Source organism: Streptomyces sp. BHT-5-2 (assembly GCF_019774615.1).
In the GTDB taxonomy this organism is placed as follows: domain Bacteria; phylum Actinomycetota; class Actinomycetes; order Streptomycetales; family Streptomycetaceae; genus Streptomyces.
In genome coordinates this window covers 946556-968680 of the sequence record NZ_CP081496.1, presented here as the reverse complement: position 1 = coordinate 968680, position 22125 = coordinate 946556, and the positions used below count along the sequence as shown (strand labels likewise).

The following is a 22125-nucleotide window of genomic DNA, read 5'->3' as shown; positions in this document are numbered from 1 at the left end:
GTGGCCCGGGCCGATGAACGATCGATAAACGTCGGCGGCGACCGGTGAAACGGGACGTCAGCCGACCGTCGCCGGGGCAAGAAGCCTCCGGACCGCGGTGCTTTCCGCGGAGCCGAGACGCTCGAAGATGGCCAGGGCCTCCTGCCAGCACACGCGTGCCCGACCGCTGTGCCCTATCTCGTTCAACGCCCGGCCCAGCGTGGTCAGGGCGCAGGCCCGCCAGGATTCCCCACCGATTCCGCGCAGCGCGGTCAGCGCCTGCTCGGCGCGGTTGGCGGCGGCAGTGGGGCGGCCGGCCGCCAAATCGACCTCGGCCAGCCGGAAATTGGTCATACCTTCCCAGAAGCGCTGCCGGCTGTCCTGGAAGATGCCGAGGGCGGCAGCCAGTCGCTCGGTTGCCTCGGCCAGCCGCCCGGCCTGGGTGTATGCCAGGGCGAGTGCGTACATGCCGTTGGCGAGGCGGCGCTTGGCGCCGAGTTCGCGGTAGATGGCGATGCCGTCCTCCGCCAGGCTGATGGCACTCTTCACCCGGCCGGTGTCCAGGTGCACCCGGGAGAGGTTGCACAGTGCACTGGCCTCGGACTGCCGGTTCCCGTCGTCGCGGAAGGCCGCCAGGGCCTGCAGGAGATACGCCTCGGCGTCCTCGTGGCGGCGCTGCGCGTTGGCGATGATGCCGCGGTCGTTGGGCGCGTACGACGAGGAGAACGGGTCTCCGGAGGCGAGCCCCAGCAGCATCGCGGACTTCGCGTTCTCGTCGGCGTCCTCCAGCCGGCCCGACAGGGTCCGGACGTACGCGAGCGCCGTGTGGATGCGGGCCTCGGCGTGCGCGTCGCCGGCGTCGCGGGCCGCCGCCAGCAGCGTGGTGTTCGCCTGCTCGTACTGGAGGGCGTCGGCACCCGACTCGGCCAAGTCCTTGGTGAGCAGCAGCAGGTCGGCGGCGCGGCGAAGCATGGCCGGGGTCGTGGACTGTCGCGCGCAGGCCAGCAGGCATCCAGCCTCGCTGAACAGCCACTCCAGTGCCGAGGCCCGGTCCTGGAACTTCAGTCCCGGGTGCTCGGAGTGTTCCATGTGGGCGATCAGCCGGTCGCCGGGGCGCTCCAGCGCGTACATCCGCGACGCCGTCACCAAGTAGAAGTCCAGCAGCCGCGACAGCGCCGCGTCGCGCTCGGACGGCGGGTGTTCGTCGCGTTCGGCGCAGGCCCGGGCGTAGAGGCGGACGAGGTCGTGGTAGCGGTAGCGGCCCGGTGCGGCGGACTCCAGCAGGGAGGTGTCGACGAGGGATTCGAGGAGTTCCTCCGTCTCCTCGGTGTCCAGGTCGAGGAGGGCGGCCGCCGCGGTCAGGGAGATGTCCGGGCCGTCGGCCAGGCCCAGGAGGCGGAAGGCGCGGGCCTGGGCGGGCTCCAGCTGCTTGTAGCCGAGTTCGAAGGTGGCCTTCACGGCCAGGTCGCCGGCGCGGAGTTCGTCCAGCCGGCGGCGCTCGTCGGCGAGCTTGCTGGCCAGGGTCGAGACCGTCCAGGTGCGGCGGGCGGCCAGCCGGGACGCGGCGATGCGGATGGCCAGCGGCAGGAAGCCGCAGGCGCCGACGACGGCCATGGCGGCCTTCCGCTCGGACGTCACGCGCTCCTCGCCGACGATGCGGGTGAAGAGGGTCAGGGCCTCCTCGGGGCTCATCACGTCGAGGTCGACCAGGTGGGCGGAGGCGAGGTCGATCATCCGCGACCGGCTGGTGATCAGGGCCGCGCACCCCGCCGTACCGGGCAGCAGGGGACGGACCTGGGCGGCGTCCCGGGCGTTGTCCAGCAGCGCCAGGACGCGCCGTCCGGCGAGCGCGGAGCGGTAGAGCGCCGCCCGCTCCTCCAGGCCGTCCGGGATGGCGGAGTCCGCCGTCCCCAGGGCGCGCAGGAACGCGCCCAGCACGGCCTCCGGTTCGGCCGGGTTGTGCCCCGCCCCCTGGAGGTCGACGTAGAGCTGGCCGTCGGGGAAGTGCTCGCGCGCGGTGTGCGCGACATGCACCGCCAGGGTCGTCTTCCCGACCCCGCCGATCCCGGCGACGGCCGAGACCGCCATCACGCTGCCCTCGGCCGTGGCCAGCTGGTCGCTGAGCTCGGTGACGAAGGCGGTGCGGCCGGTGAAATCGGCGACGGTGGCCGGGAGTTGGCGGGGACGGACGACGGTGGACTCGGTCGAGCCGGAGTCGCCGGCGGCCGGCGCGTCCAGTTCGGTGTCGGCCCGCAGGATCCGCTGGTGGAGTTCGGAGAGCGAGGCGCAGGGGTCCACGCCCAGCTCGTCCGCGAGCAGTCGGCGGGTGTCGGCGTACACCGCGAGCGCCTCGGCCTGCCGGCCGCTGCGGTACAGCGCCAGCATCAGCAGCTCCCGCAGCCGCTCGCGCAGCGGGTGCGCGGCGGTCAGCGCGGTCAGCTCGGAGACCGCCTCGGCGTGGCAGCCGGCTTCCAGGTCGAGTTCGAGACGGGTCTCGGTCAGCGACAGCCGCCGCTCCTGGAGGCGGGTCCGCTGGTTCTCGGCGTACGGGCCGGGCAGCCCGGCGAGCGGTTCGCCGTCCCACAGGTCCAGTGCGGCGTCGAGGAGTTCGCGGGCCCGGCCGCGGTCGCCGGCGGCCTTGGCCTTCTCCGCCTCGGCGGCGAACTGCTCGGCGGTGTCGTGGTCGAGGTCCAGGGGCCGGCCGTCCACGGGCCGCAGCGCGTAGCCGCCGGACTCGCTGACCAGGGCCTCCGCGTCGGCGCCGAGCGCCTTGCGGAGCCGGGAGGCGTAGGTCCGCAGGGCGGCCAGTGCGGCATGCGGCGGTTCGTCGCCCCACAGGGCGTCGACGAGCTCGGGCGCGGTGGCGGTCCGGCCGCCGCGCAGCAGCAGCGCCGCGAGCAGGGCGCGCTGCTGCGGCGAACCCGCCGCCAACGGCGTCTCGCCGCGCCAGGCCCGCACGGGACCGAGCACGGTGAAGCGGAGCCGCTCCCGCACCTGTCCCGGACCGTCGTCCATGGTGTCCCCCTGCCGTGTCCCGTCCGTTCGCGCTGCCATGACCGTCCAAAGCTTTGCGCTGAGCGCAACGGTCAGTCTGCCCTGTCGCGACCCTCTACGTCAGTAGGGGTCCGGAGCGTGCACAAAGCCTCCCCGTGCGGTCGGACGGGCCCGGCGCCGCGCCCCGCCGGACCGTCGAAGGGGAACCCTCCGTTCCCGCCCCGAGGCGCCGCCCGGGCCGCCCGCCGGAGCATTCGCCCAGGTGGGCAGGGGTGTTCGGCGCCGGACGACCAGCTGCCCGCCCCTTACGGGTCCGTCCGTACGCGGTGTGGCCGATGTGGTGGCCAGGCGTCCGTCGCCCCCTACCCGGAGCTCCGGACCCCATCCCCGACTGGCTGGTTTGTTTCTGCCGGCAGACCGTTACCGGCCGCCTGACCTGCCTGCGTACACGCCCATCGGGGCCGGTCGGTTCTCCGATCGCTCGTCTTGCCCGCCCGGGCGGCAGCGCCCTCCCTCCCGCGTTCATTCCTGTCACGTCCGTTCCTCCCGCATTACTGACGGGCCGTCAGATCGGCGCTACCGTAACGCCCATGGAGACCACGGAACCCGACAAGTCCAGTAGCTCCGACAAGGCCGACGGATCGAACGAAGCCTTCCCCCGGATCATCTCGGTCGACGACCACACCGTGGAGCCCCCCGACGTCTGGCAAAACCGGCTCCCGTCGAAGTACCACGACACCGGCCCGCGCATCGTCCGCGCCCCGATCAGGGACATGACCTTCGTCGGCGGCAAGTTCACCCCGACGATGGGCGCCCCGGGGGAGGGCGGCCCGATAGCCGACTGGTGGGTCTACGAGGACCTGCGCCGTCCGCTGACCCGCCTGGACACCGCCGTCGGCCACCCCCGCGACGAGATCAGGCTGGAGGGCATCACCTACGAGCAGATGCGCCCCGGCTCCTACAGCGTCCCCGAACGCCTGGCCGACATGGACGTCAACCACGTCCAGTCCGCCCTCTGCTTCCCCACCTTCCCCCGCTTCTGCGGCCAGACCTTCACCGAGGCCGAGGACCGCGAACTGGGGCTGCTGGGCGTGCGCGCGTACAACGACTGGATGGTGGAGGAGTGGTGCGGCCCGCAGGCCGGCGGCCGGCTGATCCCGCTGACGATCGTCCCCCTGTGGGACGCGGAGCTCGCCGCCGAGGAGGTGCGCCGCAACGCGGACCGCGGCGTCCGCGCCGTCTGCTTCAGCGAGATCCCGCCGCACCTGGGGCTGCCCAGCATCCACACCGACCACTGGGACCCGTTCCTGCGCGCCTGCGACGAGACCGGCACGGTCGTCGCCATGCACATCGGCTCGTCCTCCAGGATGCCGTCCACGTCGGCCGACGCCCCGCCCGCGGTCGGCTCCACGATCACCTTCGCCAACTGCTGCTTCTCGATGACCGACTGGCTGATGAGCGGCAAGTTCGACCGCTTCCCGGGGCTGCGGATCATGTACGCCGAGGGGCAGATCGGTTGGATCCCCTACATCCTGGAGCGCGCCGACATCGTCTGGGAGGAGAACCGCGCCTGGGGCGGTGTCGCCGACAAGGTCCTCCGGCCCCCGTCCGAACTCTTCGCGGGCCGCGTCTACGGCTGCTTCTTCGACGACGCCTTCGGCCTGCGGAACCTCGACGCGATCGGCGTCGGCAACGTCCTCTACGAGACCGACTACCCCCACTCGGACTCCACCTGGCCCAAGTCCCGCCAGATCGCCGAGTCCCAGATGGCCCACCTCGACCACGACACCGTCCGACGCATCGTCCGCGGCAACGCCATCGAACTGCTGGGGCTCACGGGGGAGGGGCTTTGGGGGCCGTCGGTGGGCGGGAGCTGAGCGCGGTGCGGACGATCGGCGCCGCGCACGGAACAGGGGCCCGCCCGCACGCCATGGGTGGCGCCCACGGGCGGGACCGGTTCAGTTTGCTCCGGGGCCTACTTGCCGTCGCCCTCCTGCGGTTGCGGGTCACGTGGTGCCTCCGGGGGCATCGGTCCGCCGTCGTGCTTCCCGCCGTCGGCCTGTGTGACGACCTTCAGGTCGCGGGGGTGCCGGAACGGGATTCCGCGCCAGCCCTCCGAGTCGGGCGTGCGTGTGTCGTACGTCTCGACGGTTGCGGTGCCCATCTACCAACTTCCTCTTCCGTGAGGGGCCATGCCGCCGTAACGTCGAGGCATGGCCCGTGGCCCGCAGGGTTCCTGCGGTGGGGTCACCCGCTCCGGCCGCTCGACTGTCCAGATCACCGCGGGCGGGGCGGGAATCTCACTCTCCGGTCATCGGCGCAGTCATCAGCTGACGGCGCCGACAGAGCACCTACTGGCGCTTCTTTTCCCGGCAAATGGAACATGGGAATGGGCACGGCGGGACCCTTGTTCCACGAGGGATCGATACCACGGGCATAGTTCGGATACCTCCCCGGCTGCTTCTGAGAAAGTCATCATCCGGTGCCGAGCTGGGGATGCCTAGCCTGTTTCCTGTTCCCTCAAGAGTTCGTCTCGGATTCCTTCAGCCAGGTCCCTCATGGTGTCTCCGTAGAAGGCGACTTCGGTGAAACGATTGAACGTCGCGGTATAGATCTCCACGTCTTTCGGGTCACGAGTTGTGTACTCGGCATAAAACGTTTCGATGATGACCAGCCAGTCGTCGTGAAGACTGAAGCAGTTCATCGGGAAGTCCGGCATGCGGCCTGCCTGCGGCACGATCCCGATGCGGACGTTGGCGAGCCGGGAGAGGGAGACCAACCGGTCGAGCTGGAGGGCCATCACGGCAGGCGCACAGATCAGCCACCGAAGGGCGTGCTCACAGATCAGAAAGTGGAAGCTCCGCCCGCCTTCGTACAGGGCCGCTTGTCGCTCAAGTCGCGCTGCCACCGTTCGTGCCCTGGTCTCCTCGGGCAGCGCCGGGGGCAGTCCGAACACTGCGGATGCGTATTCGGCGGTCTGGAGCAGTCCAGGAACCAACTGCCCCTGAAACAGCCTGAGAGAAGCGGTGGCGGCCTCAATGGCCTTGATGGTGTGCTGGTGTTTCCACGGCCCCAGGCGGCGTAGCAGGCGCCACGCGGTGGCTTCTGTGACTTCTATACGGACTGTGGCCAGGAATTCGTCTTTCACCGCTTCGGAAATGCCGAGGGCGCTCAGGACCGGGTCTACGTCCTGGATCGTGGGCAGAGTTCGCCCATTTTCGATCTTGGATAGTTTTCCGGCTGACATCGAAGCCCTTCGGGCCACGGTGCTTCCGGTCAGTCCGGAGGCGATCCGCAGCGTCCGAAGGGCCCTGCCGATCGACTCTGCGCTCAGTGCTGCCGCTCCCAGTAGTCCGCGAACGGCACAGCATGAGTCAACGCCAAGTCGCGGTAGCCCTGGTACTCGCTCAGCTTGCCCGGTGGCAGCAGCTCACCGCCGATAAATGCGCCGGTCTCCGTGTAGTGCATGCGGTAGACCTGACGGTCGTCGAACAGCCAGAAGTCGTGTCCGGGAAGACCTTTTACGGCCTGCTCGGCGAAATCGATGATCCCGATGGATTCCCCGGCCTTGATGTTGCCGGGGTATGCAGCGAGCTCGTATCGCAGGTAGTCGGTCAACGGCGATGTAAGGACGTGGACCCGAGACACCTGCTTGCCCTTGTCAGTCATCGACCGCACCCAAGGGTTGTCGGCCCACTCCGGACCCATGTCTTCACCGGCAAGGAAACGAGCGATCTCTTCGCGCTCTTCCTCGACGTCGTACTCGGGCAGCGTCTCCAGCCGGAACGCCGTCCGCTCGAAGCTCTCGAAGAGCCGGCCGAACTGCTCACCGCTGAGCACGGAAGTACCCCTCCAGCACTGCAGCGGGAATCCGTACGGCCGTCTCCCCGTCGGGAAGATCAAGCTGTGCCAGTTCTTCCGGATCGGTGATCACGTAGCCCTGCACCACGTAGTCGTTGGTGGCGGTCTTGGCCCACAGGGTCGGGCATGTGCCGTTCCTGCAGTCCGGCGACCCGGACAGCTTGCGCAGTGGCTCAGCGGCCATGGATTCCCCCTCGGAGTCTTCGCGGTCCTCTGTCGTGTCCGATGCTCTGACGCGGCCGCGGCCCGGTCAAGGACTGATCCTTTCCACAACAGGAAAGGTTGAGTGCCGGTGACTGCAGAGGAATTCAGTGACTTTCGGGAAGCCGGTCACAGGATGAGGTGGCTGTGACGTGGCCAGCAGGAGGCGGAACTGCAACACACGGCACGAGGGAGCTTGTGCTTGACAGACGTAGCTGTTGAGGACGTTCACCGTACGGTCATGCGCTATCGCCTCAGATGGCCCTATTCACACCACCCCCAGGCGAATGCCCAGTTCGGCCAGCCGTCCGCGCTTCTGAGTGCGGAGCATTGTGCCCACGGTCTCGCGGACTCCCGCATGCATCCGGGTTGCCTGCGGGGCGAGGCGTTCCGCCTGGAGAAACGCGTCCAGTGCCTGGTCACGCTGCCCGTTGTAGAAGTGCGCGCGCCCTATGTCGATGAAGTGGTGTGAGCGGCGCTCGCGACTGTAGGTCTCCGGCAACCTGACCCGCTTCGCTCTGTCGACGGCCAGGCGCCCCTGCCCCAGCTCGACGGGCAGGCTCACACCCCAGATCGCTACGTTCGTGGGCCCGAACTGGAGATGCCAGTCGTCGCGGTCCCCGCCAAGCTCGTGCGCTGCCGATTCCGCCCTTCGCCAATGGCGGTCGGCCGCGTCTTTTTCGGCCGCGCGGGCGTGGTTCAAGGCGGCCTTCAGCTCGAAGGCGCCACGGAGCGACACTGCTTCGGGCGGTGGTGACGGCACGCGCGTGAGCGTCGTCAAGGCGTCATCGATGATGGCCCCCGCCTCGTCGTGCTCACCGATGTTCAGGAACTCACCGGCGTCGTACCACTGGGCGGCCAGAACACGCAGCGGGTCGCCGGTGGCCTCGGCAGACCACACGACACGTTCCGTCGCGAGGGTGGCGTCCGAGACATGACCCAGCTTGTACAGGTACTGCATGGCGCACTCGTAGGCGGTGGCCAGCATCGAGAACGCCGCTCGGTGTGCAGTGCCTTCGGAGACCTCGGCCGCAACTTGGAGGTCCCGGAGCAAGACGGGCAGTGTCTCGCCGGCGCTTGCCAACTTCGCCGCGTGGCGGTCGTCGTTGGCCGCCCGGGTCCGGGTGCGTAGCTCGACAAGGTCTACGTTCGCGACCTCTTCCTCGGTCGGACGCGCAGGCCGACCGTGCCGGAGGACCGCTCGACGGACCGCCGCCACGCCGGCGACTGCCGCCTGCCCGGCGAGGTCGGATTGTGGGGGGATTACGGGGCCTCCGGTGATCTCGGCCGGATGGCAGTCGAGGACGCGGCACAGGGAGAGGATCACTGCGGGCCGGTCCAGCGCCCTGCGCCCCTGCTCGAATGCCTTTACCGCGGAAATGCTGTACCCGGTCTCGGTGGCAAGACGCTGCTGTGTCCATCGGCGGCGCATCCGAATGCGCGCAAGCCGCTGGCCGTTGCTGTCCGCCTCTTGCATGTCAGGGAAGTGGGCCATAGGGGGCTCCGATCTGACGTCGACACTCGGAACGGTACGCCTGGTTGGGACCGGCACGCAGCGCTCGGCCCGCCGTCACTCAACGGGACCGCTGTTCTGCTGGACCAACCGGTCGAACTAGGCACAGTTGCTGCCGAGTTGCTGCGCAGGCGTGGGGCTACAAACTGTGTCCCTTTGTCCTCCTCGCGGGCCATACCGTCGGTCTCCACGTGGCCACTCACTCAAGTCCCCCGCAACCGAGGCGAACGGTTCGGGGGCGTGGCCATCAATCCCTGGAGGTTGACGGCATGCGCAAACATAGCGCTTGGATCTTCGAGACGCTGCTGCGGCTGTTACTGCCCGCCCGAGGGCGTCACCGCTCCGCCGGTTCACTGCCTGTCTCGGGTAGTTCGGCGGACGAGTCGACGTTCACGCGTCCGCTGGTCCCTGTCCAGCGGCAGCCGAAGCTGCTGCATGACGCGGACGATTCCCTTATCCGTCCCTACGTCCTCACCCTCGAGGAACGCCGGCGGCGACGGGAACGGCGCCTGCAGCGCAGCCGCCGGCGGACCCTGTGGCTCGCGGCGCACGGGATCGACGCCGGACCGCGCTGGATCCACGGTGTGGAGGTGGCGAGCTGATGGGCAGTATGGGCCTGCCGGTTCAGCTGAGGGGACCGTTGCAGGAGCCCTTGCCGGTTGCCGGGTGTGATGTCTGCGAGGCGCTGGCCGAGCAGCGTGCGCGCGCCTGTGCCGTTGGCGACTGGTCGAAGGCGACGGACTGCAACGTCGAGATGCGTCGGCACCCTCACCCGAGGCAGGGATGCCGGTGAAGAGGGCCGACAAGGACCGTAACCGACTCTGACTGCCCGTAGTTGGGCTGGGCTCCGCACCTCCCCGCTGGGTTGGGGTCCGTCCCGTAAAGGGAACGCGCAATGAAGTTCCGGCCTTGCAGGGAGGAGGCCCGGTGAACATCCGATCGGAAACCACTTCGTGCAAGGCGGCGGCCATGGCAAAGTCGACGGCGACGGCCACCCCGGGCAGCCCTGGACGCCGACCGGCGAGCCGCACCCGGACGGGTCCACGCCTCTCGGCGATGGGACGCACCGGAATCGACATGCTCCCGGCCGCATCGGGTACCCGGGGCGAGCAGTCCGTGACGCACCCCTTGTCTGATGTGGTGTCAGATACCACCATGACCCCACTTCGAGTGCGGCGCGGTGGGCGCCGGGTCGGGCAGGGGCGGAGGAGCGTGGACATGGTGCAAGTGCTGCCGCAGGGGCGGCTGGTGTACGGGATGCAGCTGCCGGTGCAGGCGCAGAGCGCGGTCTTCGCGGAGGGGTGGGAGGCGGGGGCCGGGCCGGCGGATCTGGTGGCGGTGGCGCGGGCGGCGGACCGGGCCGGGTTCGCGTATGTGGCGTGCTGTGAGCATGTGGCGATACCGCGGCGGCTGGCCGGGGCGATGGGGACGGTCTGGTACGACCCGGTGGCCACGCTGTCCTATCTGGCGGCGGTCACGGAGCGGGTCCGGCTGCTCAGTCATGTGGCGGTGGTGGGGCTGCGGCATCCGCTGGTCGGCGCCAAGCAGTACGCGACGGTGGACCGGCTGTCCGGCGGGCGGCTGATCCTCGGGGTCGGCGCCGGGCATGTGCGCGAGGAGTTCGAGGCGCTCGGGGTGGACTTCGCGCGGCGGGGCGCGGTGCTGGACGAGGCGATCGACGCGTTGAAGGCGGCGTTGGGGGAGGAGGAGTTCCCCGAGTTCAAGGGGGAGCGGTTCGGGTTCGGGGGGTTGGCGTTGGGGCCGCGGCCGGTGCAGTCGCCGCGGCCTCCGGTGTGGGTGGGGGGCTCGTCCCCGGCGGCGGTGCGGCGGGCGGCGGTGCGCGGGGACGGCTGGCTGCCGCAGGGGGACCGGAGGGAGGAGCTGCCACGGCAGATCGGGAGGTTGCTGCGGACGCGGGAGGCGGCCGGGATCGCCGAGCCGATCGAGATCGGGGCGATCGCGGAGCCGGTGTACGTGGGCGAGCCGGGGTGGGACGTCGGGCGGCGGACGCTCGTCGGGGCGCCGGAGCGGATCGCCGCCTCGCTGCGGGAGTACGGGGCGATGGGGGTGCGGCAGGTCCAGGTGCGGTTCCGCAGCCGCGGCCGGTCCGAACTGGTCGAGCAGATGGCGGCCTTCGGGGCCGAGGTCGGTCCGCTGCTGAACGACTGACCGCGGCCCTCCTTGCGGGGAGGACGGGGCGGCGGAGGCGGGGCCTTGGCGGACATCACGGGAGCGCAGGCATGGGCAAGCTCGACGGCAGGGTCATCGTGATCACCGGCGCGGCGCGGGGGCAGGGGGAGCAGGAGGCGCGGCTGTTCGTGGCCGAGGGGGCGCGGGTGGTGCTCGGTGATGTGCGGACGGAACAAGGGGAGGCGCTGGCGGCCGAGTTGGGCGTGGAGCGGGCCCGGTTCGTGCGGCTGGACGTGGCGGTGGAGGGGGACTGGGCGGCGCTCGTCGAGGTCGCCGAGGGGGCGTTCGGGAAGGTCGACGGGCTGGTGAACAACGCGGGGATCCTGCGGTTCAACGCGCTGGTGGACACCCCGCTGGAGGAGTTCCGGCGGGTGCTCGACGTCAATCAGACCGGGTGCTTCCTGGGGATCCGGACGCTGGCGCCCCGGATCGCGGCGGCCGGCGGCGGGACGATCGTCAACACCGCCTCGTACGCGGGCCTGACCGGCATGGCGTTCGTCGGCGCGTACGCCGCCACCAAGCACGCGGTGGTGGGGCTGACCCGGGTCGCCGCGCTGGAGCTGGCGGGCCGGGGGATACGGGTCAACGCGGTGTGCCCGGGGGCGATCGACACACCGATGACGAACCCGGCGGCACTGGACCCGTCGGCGGATCCGGAGGAGTCCGTGCGGGCGGTGGACGAGCTGTACCGGAGGCTGGTGCCGCTGGGGCGGATCGGGCGCCCCGAGGAGGTGGCCCGGCTGGCGCTCTTCCTGTCGGGGGAGGACTCGTCGTACATCACCGGGCAGCCGTTCGTGATCGACGGGGGGTGGCTGGCGGGGGTGAGTCCGTTCTGAGGGTCTGCCGCCCGGACCGTACCTGATGGAGCGTCAGCTTTGCCCGCTGCGGGTATTGACGGGCCCCGGCGCCGCTGGAACAGTCGGGGCATCAGATCTGACGGTACGTCAGAAAGAGCCGCGGCAGCGGAAGAGGGACGGTGAACCCCCTTGGAATTCGGGCTCTTTGTGCAGGGCTATGTGCCCGCCGCGCGTGCGCAGGCCGATCCGGAGGCCGAGCACCACGCACTGATGGAGGAGACCGAGTACGTCATCCAGGCGGACAGGTCGGGCTTCAAGTACGCCTGGGCCTCCGAGCACCACTTCCTGGAGGAGTACTCCCACCTCTCCGCCAACGACGTCTACCTCGGCTACCTCGCCCACGCGACCGAGCGGATCCACCTCGGCTCGGGCATCTTCAACCCGCTCGCCCCCGTCAACCACCCGGTGAAGGTCGCCGAGAAGGTCGCCATGCTCGACCACCTCTCCGCCGGACGGTTCGAGTTCGGCTCCGGCCGGGGCGCCGGCAGCCACGAGATCCTGGGGTTCCTGCCGGGCATCACCGACATGAACCACACCAAGGAGATCTGGGAGGAGACCATCGCGGAGTTCCCCAGGATGTGGCTCCAGGACGAGTACCAGGGCTTTCGCGGCAAGCACTGGCAGCTGCCGCCGCGCAAGGTCCTGCCCAAGCCGTACGGGGCCTCGCACCCGGCGATGTGGTACGCGGCCGGGTCGCCGTCCTCGTACGCGATGGCCGGGAAGAAGGGGCTGGGCGTCCTCGGCTTCAGTGTGCAGAAGGTCGCCGACATGGAGTGGGTCGTCGACTCGTACAAGAACGCGGTCAAGGACGCCGAGCCGGTCGGGGACTTCGTCAATGACAATGTCATGGTGACGTCGACCGCCATCTGCGCGGAGACGCACCGGAAGGCGGTGGAGATCGCGGTCGGCGGCGGGCTCAACTACCTCCAGTCGCTGCTCTTCCGCTACCACGACACCTTCCCGCGCCCGGACGGCATCCCGGAGTGGCCCGCACTGCTCCCGGACTACACCGAGGAACTCGTCGAGCTGCTGATCGACGAGGAGTTGATGATCTGCGGCGACCCCGACGAGGTGCTGCGGCAGTGCAAGCGCTGGGAGCAGGCCGGCGCCGACCAGCTCTCCTTCGGGCTGCCGATCGGGGTGTCCTACGAGGACACCATGAACACCATCAGGCTGATCGGCGAGCACGTCATCCCGAAGATCGACACCGATCCGGTGCACCGGACGACCCGCTTCCGGCAGGCGGCGGGAGCGGCGGCGGCCGGCTGAGGCGTCCAGGGCCTGTGCCGGAAGCCCCGGCTGCCCCGCACCCGCCCGTACCCGCCGCACCCGAGAAGGGACGCACGCCATGCTCGACCACCTCATCCGGGCCGCGACCGTCGTGGACGGCACGGGCGCGCCCGCCTTCGCGGCCGACGTCGGCATCCGGGACGGGCGGATCGCGGTGATCGCCGAACCCGGCGCCGTCGTCGAGCCGGCCAGGACGCGCGAGGACGCGCACGGCCTGGTCCTCGCCCCCGGGTTCATCGACCCGCACACCCACTACGACGCCCAGCTGTTCTGGGACCCGTACGCCACCCCGTCCCTCAACCACGGCGTGACCACCGTCGCAGGCGGCAACTGCGGCTTCACCCTCGCCCCGCTCCACCCCGACCGGCCCGAGGACGCCGACTACACCCGGCGGATGATGAGCCGGGTCGAGGGGATGTCGCTGGTCGCCCTGGAGCGGGGCGCACCCTGGAACTGGCACGGCTTCGGCGACTACCTGGACGCGCTGGAGGGGCGGATCGCGGTCAATGCCGGCTTCATGGTGGGGCACTGCGCGCTGCGGCGGCACGTGATGGGCCCGGACGCGGTCGGCGGACAGCCCACGGCCGGCCAACTCGACGCCATGCTGCGGCTCTTCCACGACGCGATGGACGCCGGGGCGTGGGGGCTGTCCACCACCCAGTCGTCCAGCCACTCCGACGGCGACGGAGCACCGGTCGCCTCCCGGCACGCCCGCCCCGAGGAACTGCTCGCGCTCTCCCGCGCGGTCGCCGAGCACGAGGGCACCCAGATCGAGGCGATCGTCGCCGGCTGCCTGGACCGCTTCACCGACGACGAGATCGACCTGCTGGTCGAGATGTCGGCGGCGGCCGGCCGGCCGCTCAACTGGAACGTGCTGACCATCGACTCCGCGGTCCCCGAACGCGTGCCCCGGCAACTCCTCGCCAGCGAACGCGCCCGCCGGGCCGGCGGGCGCATCGTCGCGCTGACCATGCCGATCCTCACCCCGATGAACATGTCCCTGGGCACCTTCTGCGCCCTCAACCTCATCCCCGGCTGGGGCGACGTCCTCGGCCTCCCGGTGCCCGAGCGGATCGCCCGGCTGCGCGACCCGGACGTCCGGGCCAGGATGCTGCGCCGCGCGCACGGCGAGGAGGCCGGGGTCCTCCGCCGGCTGACCGACTTCGCCCGGTACGTCATCGGGGACACCTACTCCGCGGCCAACGAGGGGCTGACCGGCCGCGTGGTGCGCGACATCGCCGCCGAACGCGGGCAGGAGCCCTTCCACTGCCTGATCGAGATCTGCGCCGCGGACCGACTGCGCACCGTGCTCTGGCCGATGCCCACCGACAACGACCCCGCCAGCTGGACCCTGCGGCAGCAGACCTGGCAGCACGAGGACGTCATGCTCGGCGGCTCCGACGCCGGGGCGCACCTGGACCGGATGTGCGGCGCCCCGTACACCACCCGCTTCCTGGGGGACTGCCTGCGCGGCCGGAAGCTGGTCGGGCTGGAACAGGCGGTGCGGATGCTGACCGACGACCCGGCGCGCCTCTTCGGGCTGCGCGACCGCGGCCGGATCACCGAGGGCCACCACGCCGACCTGGTGCTCTTCGACCCGGAGCGGATCGACGCGGGCGCCGCGAGGCTGGTGCACGACCTGCCCGGGGACGGCCCGCGGCTGGACTCCCGCCCGATCGGCGTGGTCAGCGTGCGCGTCAACGGGGTGGAGACGATCCGGGACGACGAGGTGACCGGCGCCGTGCCCGGGACCGTACTGCGGTCCGGGCGGGACACGAGGACGGTGAGCACCAGGTGAGCACCGCGGGGCGTAACGGCCGGGGGCGCGGGCGCGCGGCCGGGGAGGCGGGTTCGCGGCTGTTCATCGGCGGCGAGTGGGTGGCGCCCGAGGGCGGGCACTACGACGTGATCGACCCGGCGACCGAGGAGGTCGTCGGGCCCGCGCCGGAGGCGAGCCCGGCACAGGTGGCCGCGGCGGTGGACGCCGCCCGGGACGCCTTCGACGGCTGGTCGCGGACCGCGCCCGAGGAGCGCGCCGCGGTGCTGGACCGGGCGGCCCGGGTGATCCGCCGGGAGGCAGTCGGCCACGCGGAGTTGGCCCAGGCGGAGAGCGGGGCGACGACCGGGACGGCGCGCGCCCTCCAGGTCGGAGTGGCCGCGGCCCGCTTCGCGCGGTACGCCCGCGGCGCCCTGGAACCGGTGGAGACCGCGATTCCGCCGCAGGTCAACGCGGCCGGCCCGATAGGCGGCGGTGGTGTCTTCGGGGCGGTCGCGGTGCGCCGCCCGGTGGGCGTCGTCACCTGCATCACCTCGTACAACAACCCGTGGGCCAACCCGGCGGGGAAGGTCGCGCCGGCGCTGGCGATGGGCAACACGGTGGTGGTCAAGCCGGCGCCGCAGGACCCGCTGTCGGTGTACCGGATGGCCGAGGCGCTGGCGGAGGCCGGGGCCCCGCCGGGAGTGGTCAACGTCGTCAGCGGGGCGCGGCCGGAGGTCGGTGAGGCCGCGGTGGCGGCCGACGGCGTGGACATGGTCAGCTTCACCGGCTCCACCGCGGTCGGACAGCGGATCGCCCAGGAGTGCGGCCGCGGGATGAAGCGGCAGCTGATGGAACTGGGCGGCAAGGGCGCGGCGCTGGTCTTCGACGACGCCGACCTGGCGTCCGCGGTGTCCGGGATCGGCACCACGTTCTCCTTCTACAGCGGTCAGATCTGCACCGCGCCGACCCGGGTGCTGGCCCAGCGCGCGATCTACCAGCGGCTGGTGGCCGGTCTGGCGCGGTACGCGGAGCGGCTGACCGTCGGCGACCCGCGAGATCCGGCCACGGTCGTCGGCCCGGTGATCTCCGCCGCGCACCGGGACCGCGTCGAGGGATACATCGCGCTGGCGGTGAAGGAGGGCGCCCGCCTGGTCACCGGCGGCGAGCGGCCGGAGCGGGCGCGCGGCTTCCATGTCGCGCCGACGCTCTTCGCGGACTGCACCGGCGCCATGCGGGCGGTCCGCGAGGAGATCTTCGGGCCGGTGGTGACGGTGGTGCCCTTCGACGACGAGGAGGAGGGCATCGCGCTGGCCAACGACAGCGACTACGGGCTGCTGGACTACGTCTGGTCCGGCGACGTGGCCCGGGCCTTCCGGGTCGCGGGGCGGCTGCGGGCCGGCGGGGTCGGCATCAACACGGTCGGGCGGAACATGGAGGCGCCGTTCGGCGGCTTCAAGCGCAGCGGCGTCGGCCGCGACGTCGGCTCGTACGCGCTGCACGCCTACAGCGAGCTGCAGTCGATCGTCTGGCCTGGGTGAGCGACGGCGAGGGAGCGCGGAGAGCCCCGTCCAACCGCCGTGGCGGACGCGACGGACAGACGGGGCGGCCAAGGGGCGCGGGCGCCGTTCTACCGGCTGTGGGGCCGGTCAGTCTGCGATGGTGGCTGACCAGGCACCGCGCTTGAAGTGCGTGGTGCCGTCCGGGTCGATCCGGACGCGCGCACCGTAGACCGGCAACCCGCCCTCGGCGTTCAGCCGGTGCCGGATGCGCTCCAGACCGTCCCACAGGCGGCGTGGGCCCCCCTGGTGCACGGTGGGTGGGTCGATCCAGCGTCCTTCGGCACGGGCCCACGACCCGTCGGCGTGCACCATCCAGGCCCGTCGCCGCCGGTCCGGTCCTTGCTCGTAGCGGTGCTCGATCCCGGGTGTGGTGAGGGACAGCATGGACCAGATGTCCCAGGCTTCGCGCACGTCGAGGACCGGATAGCGGCCGGTGGTGACCTGCTCGCCTTCGGCGTCGCAGATCTCCTCGAATCGCTCGGCGAGGCCGGGCGGGTAGTCCTTGCCGGCGCGAGTGCGCATGAACCCGGCGCGGTCCCACTCGACCCGGCCTGTCGCGCCGCCGTCAGGTGCCTTGTCCGCTGTGACGATCAGCCCGGTGTCCGCGATGGTGGTCACGAGGCGTCCGCCGGGGCGCAGCGCGGTCAGCACTGAGGCGGGGACGCGTCGTACGGACACGGTCAGCACGATGCGGTCGTAGTCCCCGGGCAGGGGGCTGGTGATGTCACATACGGCTGTCTGAGGGTGTAGACCGACGGATTCCAGTCGGGAGCGTGCTTTGTCGACGAGGGCAGGGTCGACGTCGATGCTTGTCACGTGTTCGTCGCCAAGGCGCCGGCAGGCGAGTGCGGTTCCGTAGCCCGATCCGGCCGTGACCAGCACGTCGGCGCTGTCGCTGATCACCGCATGTCGGTACATCGTGACGACGAGGCTCGGCAGTGTGCTGGACGAGGTCGGTTGCCCTGCGGTGAGGGAGGTACGTGGCGCGGCGTCGTCGGCGTGGAGCGGGCCCACACGGGTCACCAACGTGCGGTTGCTGTAGGCCGCTTGCATCCACGCTTCGGGGTCAGCTGGCCCGTCCTGCAGCATCCATCGGCCGCCGTCGTTTGCCCACCAGCGCGGCACGAAGACATGACGGGGGATGGTGGCGAGCGGTCCGTGCCAGCGGGATTCGGGCCGGACGGTATCGGCCGCCAGGCGGCGGGCGGGTGTCTCCCAGTCCATCGGGTGCCTCCTCAGTGGGCGGGGTCGCAGGCGATCACTACTCATAGGCGGGGTCACATGCTTCCTCTTCCGCCGGCGCGCAGTCGGAACTGTCGCTGTCGGGATTGCACGCCGTCACGGTGCCCGGGGAGGGTTGGCACGAGTCCTCGCGCGGCGTGCACGAATCCGGCACGCAACCGCCCTTGCGGCGAGGGGGGATGACGGTCATTCGCCCGGCCCACTCGGGGCCGTTGAGAATCGCGGCGAGCGTCTGCGCCCGAACGGTCCCAGCTGTCAGCCATCGAGACATCACGCACGGGGTCACGACGCCGTCGGGGCTGATCGCGGCGCGGTCGCTGCCGCACCGCCCGCACAGTTCGGCCGGATCGTGGAAGGCGACGCCGGTGATGTCGCCGTTGCCGATGGCGCGGACCCGGTCGAGGCGGATTTCGCCGGTGACGCCGAGCTGCCGCAGCTCTGAACGGGCGCCGTCGATGGCCTGGCCGTCAAGGACGTGAACGAGAGAGGCACGCAGCGGGATGCTGCGGCGGATCGCCTCGGCGATGTTCGCCTTCGTGCGGGCGTAGGAGCCGCGTCCGCCGGTGATCTTCTCGTGTTCGGTCGCGTTGTTGCTGTAGTAGGAGGTGGCCAAGGAGACGCCGGGCCGGGCGAAGGTCTCCCACATCGACGGGCGCACGTGTACGAGGTTGCTGAACACCTCCACGCGCATGCCGAGACTCAGCGCGCGGTCGATGAGCTGCGGGAGGTGGGGGTGCAGGGTGGGCTCACCGCCGATGTACTGCACCATGGTGACGCCAAGCCCGGCGGCCTGGTCCAGGAGCGCGAACCAGTCCTCGCGACGCATGCTGCCGTGGCTGCCGCGCGGGCCGGACTTGGCGTAGCAGTGCGAGGCGCAGGTGTTCTGGCACTGTCCGGTGATTTCCAGCGCCAGCGAACGGATGTGTGTGGTGGGGCGCGTATCCGTGGCGGTCATGGTCCCTGGTTCCTTTGGTCGGTTCCGAGCGTGCCCCGGCGCTCTATCCCAGGAAAGGGCGCCGGGGTGGAGTTGGTGACTGGCGGGGCAGGAGGGGGAACGCTCCTGCCCCGGTCAGTGGGGGTGGCGACGGATCTCGACGTTGCAGTCGGTCACCTTCGACTTGTCGCCTACGGCGTAGGCTTCCGCGCGCTGCCGGGCCAGGGCCCCGCACACATCACATCCGGACGCCGGCTCCGGGGCCGAGCCCGGTTCTCCCAGGTGAACGGCACGGCACATGCGGGCCATCAGGCCGCCACCTCTACGGATGCCAGCCACAGCGCAGGTCGCCGCCCATGCCGCGCACGTCGTTCCCGCTGTTCCCCGGGGGTGAGGAGGTACGGGCGGACGAGGGCGGTGTCCTCACCGCGCAGTGCCCCCGAATGACGGACGCGCACGCGGGGAAGCGCGAGCGTCGGTGCGTCGTTTCCGACCACGGGCGCGGGCGGAGCGACGGCCGCACGGTGGCAACCCCGGCCGGGCAAAAACCAACACAGCAGCGATTCGAAGATCGTTCGGATACTGTGAGCCATGCTCATCAACCTCCAAGGCGGTTGAGGGCCACGCCCCCGGGCCGTCCACCAACGGTCGCGGGGGTCTCGTGCGTGGCCGAACTTTCTTGTGGGAGTACCCGTTTGGGGTGCGTCCTGGTTCTCACCATTGCCCACGGGGAGCGCCGAGTACAGGCTTGGCCTGTCACCAAAGCGACCTGGGTGACGGCAAGTTGAGGTGAGGAAAGGTTCGACCGAGTGGAGTTGAACAGTGACGATGTCAGGCTTACGCCACGCCTCAGGCTGGGGCGACGCCTCCGCCGCCTGCGGGAACGGAAGGGGCTCTCCCTCCGCCAACTATCGGAACGGGTAGGCGGCTACTCGCACAGCTACTTGGGGCGCGTGGAACTCGGGGAGCAGTTGGCGTCGGAAGCGTTGGTCAACGCCCTGGACGAGTTCTTTGACAGTGACGGCGTGCTCTCCGAACTGCTGGAGCTGGCGCATGACACGCTGATTCCGGATTACAGCCGAAAAGTCGTTGCCAAGGAGCCCGAAGCGGAGCGCATCCAGGTTTTCAACAGCAGCCATGTCACCGCCTTGCTTCAGACGCCGGAATACATGCGCGCACATTTCCGAAAGTCCCAACTGCACGACTCCGAGGAGCAGATCGAAGAGCGCGTCGCCGCTCGCATGAAGCGGCAGCGCATCCTGGAACGCGCCAGGCCACCTTATTACTGGGGAATTATGGATGAAGCTGCACTAAGGCGCCCAATTGGCGGTCGAAGGTGCATGGCTGAGCAGCTGAAGCATCTGCTTCAGCTCGGGGGCCGGCCGCGTGTGACCGTGCAGATTCTCCCCTTCGACAGGGGCGCACATCCCATCCTCGGTGGGAGCCTCACCTTGCACACCTTGCCCGATGGGACGACCATCGCCGGTGTCGAGAGCTTCGACTCAGGGGAATCAGTAGAGTCCCCGAAAAGGGTTCTTGAGCTGACGCAGTGGTTCGACGTAGCCCGCTCGCTGGCCCTCACCGACGATGAGTCGCTCGACCTGATCCGCACATACTTGAAAGAGTACGAAGTTGAAGACGATACCTAACGCATCGACTCTCCCCGTCTGGCGAAAGTCCAGCTACAGCGAGAACGGGCAAGGCGGCTGCATCGAGGTGTCAGACGGATACCCGGATGGCGTCCCGGTCCGTGATTCCAAGGACCCGCACGGTCCGGCGCTGGTGTTCCCGACCTCGGTCTGGTCGTCGTTCGTGGACGCAGTCAAGGGCGGGGGAGTTTCCCTCTGATCTCCGTGGCAAATCCCCAAGTGACCGGCCCTCGCTGAGCAGCGGAGGCCGCCGTGGTCTCGCTACCCGGGCGCCGCTCGCTGTCGCCACGCCGCGGAGTTGACAACTCGAGGTCCAGACATGATCCGTCAACTCCGGCCGAGAAACACCGGGTTCGTCATCGCCGCCATCGGGCCCGGGAGGTCTGCGGAGGTCGACGGGTGGCGGACCTCTGCGCGTATGTAGGCGGCGTTGGCAGGGGTGGTTCGCCAGGTGATCGTGCCCGTGCCGGAGGGTGGGAGCGGGGCGGTGTGTCTGCGGCCCTGGTCGGTGACGAAGGAGACCGTGCAGCCGGGCGCGCCGGAGACCGTCAGCCGTGCGGTGACCGCGGCCGCGTCGGGCACCGCCAGGCGTTCGCCGATGCCGGCGTGTTCGCCGCGCTCGCCGGTGACCGTGAACGCGAGGTCCACACGCGCGGATTCGGCGATCCAGACCCGGCCCGCCCGGATGCCTTCCTGGAGAGCGCGGCGCGAGAGGTCGTCGGCCAGGACGACCGTCTGCGGCAGGCCGACCACGTCCGGATCGCGGTGGGCGTCGCTGTGCCCCACCGCCGGCAACCAGGCGCCGCGGCCCCGGGAACCGGCGACCAGGGTGTTGTCCCACTCGGCGAGGGTGGCCTCGTCGTCGGGGCCGTACGGGCCGTTCCACACCTCGACCGCGTCCGCGTCGTTCAGCCCGAACTTCCAGTTGCAGCCCACACAGGTGGCGTGCGGATGCGCCGGGATGACCAGGCCGCCGGCCCGCCGGATGGCCCGGGCGTAGCGGCCGAAGGCGTTGTCCCGCGCCCGGTAGCGCCAGTCGATGAAGACCTCGGGGTCGGTGCCCATCGCCACCACGTGCCCATTGCGGGTGGTGACCTCCTCACCGGTGAGGATCAGCAGGTCGTCACCCCACAACCCCTCCCAGGCGCGGTGCGCGGCGGTGGTGTTGTGCTCGGTGGTGGTGATGAAGTCCAGCCGCGCGGCCCGCGCCAGCGCCGCGATCTGCGCCGGCGTCCGCTTGCCGTCCGAATAGACGGAGTGCAGGTGGTTGTCCCCGCGGTACCAGGCGCGGCCGCGGCCCCGGGCCCGCTCCGGCGGGTGCACGGGCGCCGGCGTCGTCCCCCGGGGGCCGTGCCGCAGGGTGACCGTGACCTCGTAGTCCAGACCCTGCGGGGCGACGGTGTACGGGCCGAGGGCGATGTGCCAGGTGCCGGCGTTGACCGGGCCGGGGAGATAGCCGGGCGTGGCGTCGTCGGCGCGCAGGAAGAACTCGGTCCGCGCCCCGCCAGACCAGCCGCGGAAGCCGGCGCCGCCCGGCGCCGTGCCGCGCTCGTCGAAGATGCCGATGTCGCAGGCGTTCCCCGCGGTGCCGTCGGGCACGGGCGGCTTGTCGTAGCGGTACGCGACCGCTAGCTCCCGTACGCCGTGCGGGACGTCCACCGGCAGATAGACGAAGTCCGGTGCGCCGACGGGCAGATGGCCGGTGACCGTGCGTCTCTGCTCGGCCGGCGCGCCCCCGGCCGACCCGCCTCCGGTCCGCCCGGCGGTCGGCGCAGCCTCGGCGAAGCTCACCCGCCCGAGCGTCAGCGCACCCGCCGCGCCGGCCGCCGCGGACAGCTTCAGCACCTCGCGTCGTTCCATCTCCGCCCCCTCGTCTCGTCCGTCTCGTCCGTTCCCGTCCCGCCGCGGCCCGTCCGCCACGGCACAGCGTGCGCACCCGCGCCTGCCGTCGCCTCGCCTGCCGTCCTCGTGTCGTCCCTGTGCCGCCCTCGTATCGCCTTCCTGCCGTCCGCCGCGTCGTCGCGCGCTGTGAAAACTGTTCTACGCGCGTGTGACACGCGGGAAAAGCCCTGTGGATAACTCGCGGACGGTGCGGCA

18 protein-coding genes are annotated in these 22125 nt (G+C 70.6%); 9 read left to right on the top strand and 9 right to left on the bottom strand.

Annotated elements, in window-relative coordinates:
- Positions 1-57: 57 nt before the first annotated feature.
- Positions 58-2994, bottom strand: coding sequence for a BTAD domain-containing putative transcriptional regulator (locus K2224_RS04080; RefSeq protein ID WP_221905298.1), 2937 nt, complete (start codon positions 2992-2994; stop codon positions 58-60).
- Positions 2995-3563: 569 nt separating this feature from the next.
- Between K2224_RS04080 and K2224_RS04075 the strand changes: the two genes are divergently transcribed.
- Complete coding sequence (locus K2224_RS04075; protein WP_221905297.1) at positions 3564-4850, top strand: amidohydrolase family protein; 1287 nt, start codon at positions 3564-3566, stop codon at positions 4848-4850.
- A 98-nt stretch (positions 4851-4948) separates the two neighbouring features.
- Here the strand turns inward: K2224_RS04075 and K2224_RS04070 are convergent, their stop codons facing one another.
- The 5 genes from K2224_RS04070 to K2224_RS04050 form a co-directional block, all read right to left on the bottom strand.
- Entirely contained in the window at positions 4949-5137 is a 189-nt protein-coding gene (locus tag K2224_RS04070; RefSeq protein ID WP_221905296.1) for a hypothetical protein, read from the bottom strand.
- A gap of 336 nt (positions 5138-5473) precedes the next feature.
- Positions 5474-6292: a helix-turn-helix transcriptional regulator gene (locus K2224_RS04065; protein WP_260693407.1), complete on the bottom strand. Its 819-nt coding sequence runs from the start codon at positions 6290-6292 to the stop codon at positions 5474-5476.
- 11 nt (positions 6293-6303) lie between these two features.
- Positions 6304-6813 (bottom strand): DUF6879 family protein, encoded by a 510-nt coding sequence (locus tag K2224_RS04060; RefSeq protein ID WP_221905295.1) that lies wholly within the window; start codon positions 6811-6813, stop codon positions 6304-6306.
- Positions 6800-7018, bottom strand: coding sequence for a hypothetical protein (locus K2224_RS04055; RefSeq protein WP_221905294.1), 219 nt, complete (start codon positions 7016-7018; stop codon positions 6800-6802). The genes K2224_RS04060 and K2224_RS04055 overlap by 14 nt, the downstream gene beginning before the upstream one ends.
- A gap of 285 nt (positions 7019-7303) precedes the next feature.
- Positions 7304-8530 carry a helix-turn-helix transcriptional regulator gene (locus K2224_RS04050; protein ID WP_221905293.1) on the bottom strand — a complete coding sequence of 409 codons (1227 nt, stop codon included), beginning with the start codon at positions 8528-8530 and terminating at the stop codon, positions 7304-7306.
- A 287-nt stretch (positions 8531-8817) separates the two neighbouring features.
- Here K2224_RS04050 and K2224_RS40205 point away from each other — a divergent pair, with 287 nt between their 5' ends.
- The 6 genes from K2224_RS40205 to K2224_RS04020 all read left to right on the top strand — a co-directional run bounded on the left by K2224_RS40205 (position 8818) and on the right by K2224_RS04020 (position 16182).
- The gene (locus K2224_RS40205) at positions 8818-9150 is read left to right on the top strand and encodes a hypothetical protein (RefSeq protein ID WP_260692330.1); all 333 of its coding nucleotides are present in this window, start codon (positions 8818-8820) and stop codon (positions 9148-9150) included.
- 616 nt (positions 9151-9766) lie between these two features.
- Positions 9767-10717: a TIGR03619 family F420-dependent LLM class oxidoreductase gene (locus K2224_RS04040; RefSeq protein WP_221905292.1), complete on the top strand. Its 951-nt coding sequence runs from the start codon at positions 9767-9769 to the stop codon at positions 10715-10717.
- A gap of 71 nt (positions 10718-10788) precedes the next feature.
- Positions 10789-11574, top strand: a complete 786-nt coding sequence (locus K2224_RS04035; RefSeq protein ID WP_221905291.1) for an SDR family NAD(P)-dependent oxidoreductase — start codon at positions 10789-10791, stop codon at positions 11572-11574.
- 150 nt (positions 11575-11724) lie between these two features.
- On the top strand, positions 11725-12864 hold the full coding sequence (locus K2224_RS04030) for an LLM class flavin-dependent oxidoreductase (protein ID WP_221905290.1): 1140 nt from the start codon (positions 11725-11727) through the stop codon (positions 12862-12864).
- A gap of 79 nt (positions 12865-12943) precedes the next feature.
- Positions 12944-14683 carry an amidohydrolase family protein gene (locus tag K2224_RS04025; protein ID WP_221905289.1) on the top strand — a complete coding sequence of 580 codons (1740 nt, stop codon included), beginning with the start codon at positions 12944-12946 and terminating at the stop codon, positions 14681-14683.
- Positions 14680-16182, top strand: a complete 1503-nt coding sequence (locus K2224_RS04020; RefSeq protein WP_221905288.1) for an aldehyde dehydrogenase family protein — start codon at positions 14680-14682, stop codon at positions 16180-16182. The genes K2224_RS04025 and K2224_RS04020 overlap by 4 nt, the downstream gene beginning before the upstream one ends.
- Positions 16183-16290: 108 nt before the next feature.
- Here the strand turns inward: K2224_RS04020 and K2224_RS04015 are convergent, their stop codons facing one another.
- The gene (locus tag K2224_RS04015; RefSeq protein ID WP_221905287.1) at positions 16291-17427 is read right to left on the bottom strand and encodes a protein-L-isoaspartate(D-aspartate) O-methyltransferase; all 1137 of its coding nucleotides are present in this window, start codon (positions 17425-17427) and stop codon (positions 16291-16293) included.
- A 37-nt stretch (positions 17428-17464) separates the two neighbouring features.
- The gene (locus K2224_RS04010) at positions 17465-18400 is read right to left on the bottom strand and encodes a radical SAM protein (protein ID WP_221905286.1); all 936 of its coding nucleotides are present in this window, start codon (positions 18398-18400) and stop codon (positions 17465-17467) included.
- Positions 18401-19188: 788 nt separating this feature from the next.
- On the opposite strand from K2224_RS04010, the gene K2224_RS04005 reads away from it, so the two are divergent.
- Entirely contained in the window at positions 19189-20028 is an 840-nt protein-coding gene (locus tag K2224_RS04005; protein WP_221905285.1) for a DUF5753 domain-containing protein, read from the top strand.
- A 67-nt stretch (positions 20029-20095) separates the two neighbouring features.
- Positions 20096-20227 (top strand): DUF397 domain-containing protein, encoded by a 132-nt coding sequence (locus tag K2224_RS41565; RefSeq protein WP_399017626.1) that lies wholly within the window; start codon positions 20096-20098, stop codon positions 20225-20227.
- A gap of 128 nt (positions 20228-20355) precedes the next feature.
- On the opposite strand, the gene K2224_RS03995 is transcribed toward K2224_RS41565, so the two are convergent.
- Positions 20356-21888, bottom strand: a complete 1533-nt coding sequence (locus tag K2224_RS03995) for a CehA/McbA family metallohydrolase (RefSeq protein ID WP_221905283.1) — start codon at positions 21886-21888, stop codon at positions 20356-20358.
- Positions 21889-22125: the final 237 nt, after the last annotated feature.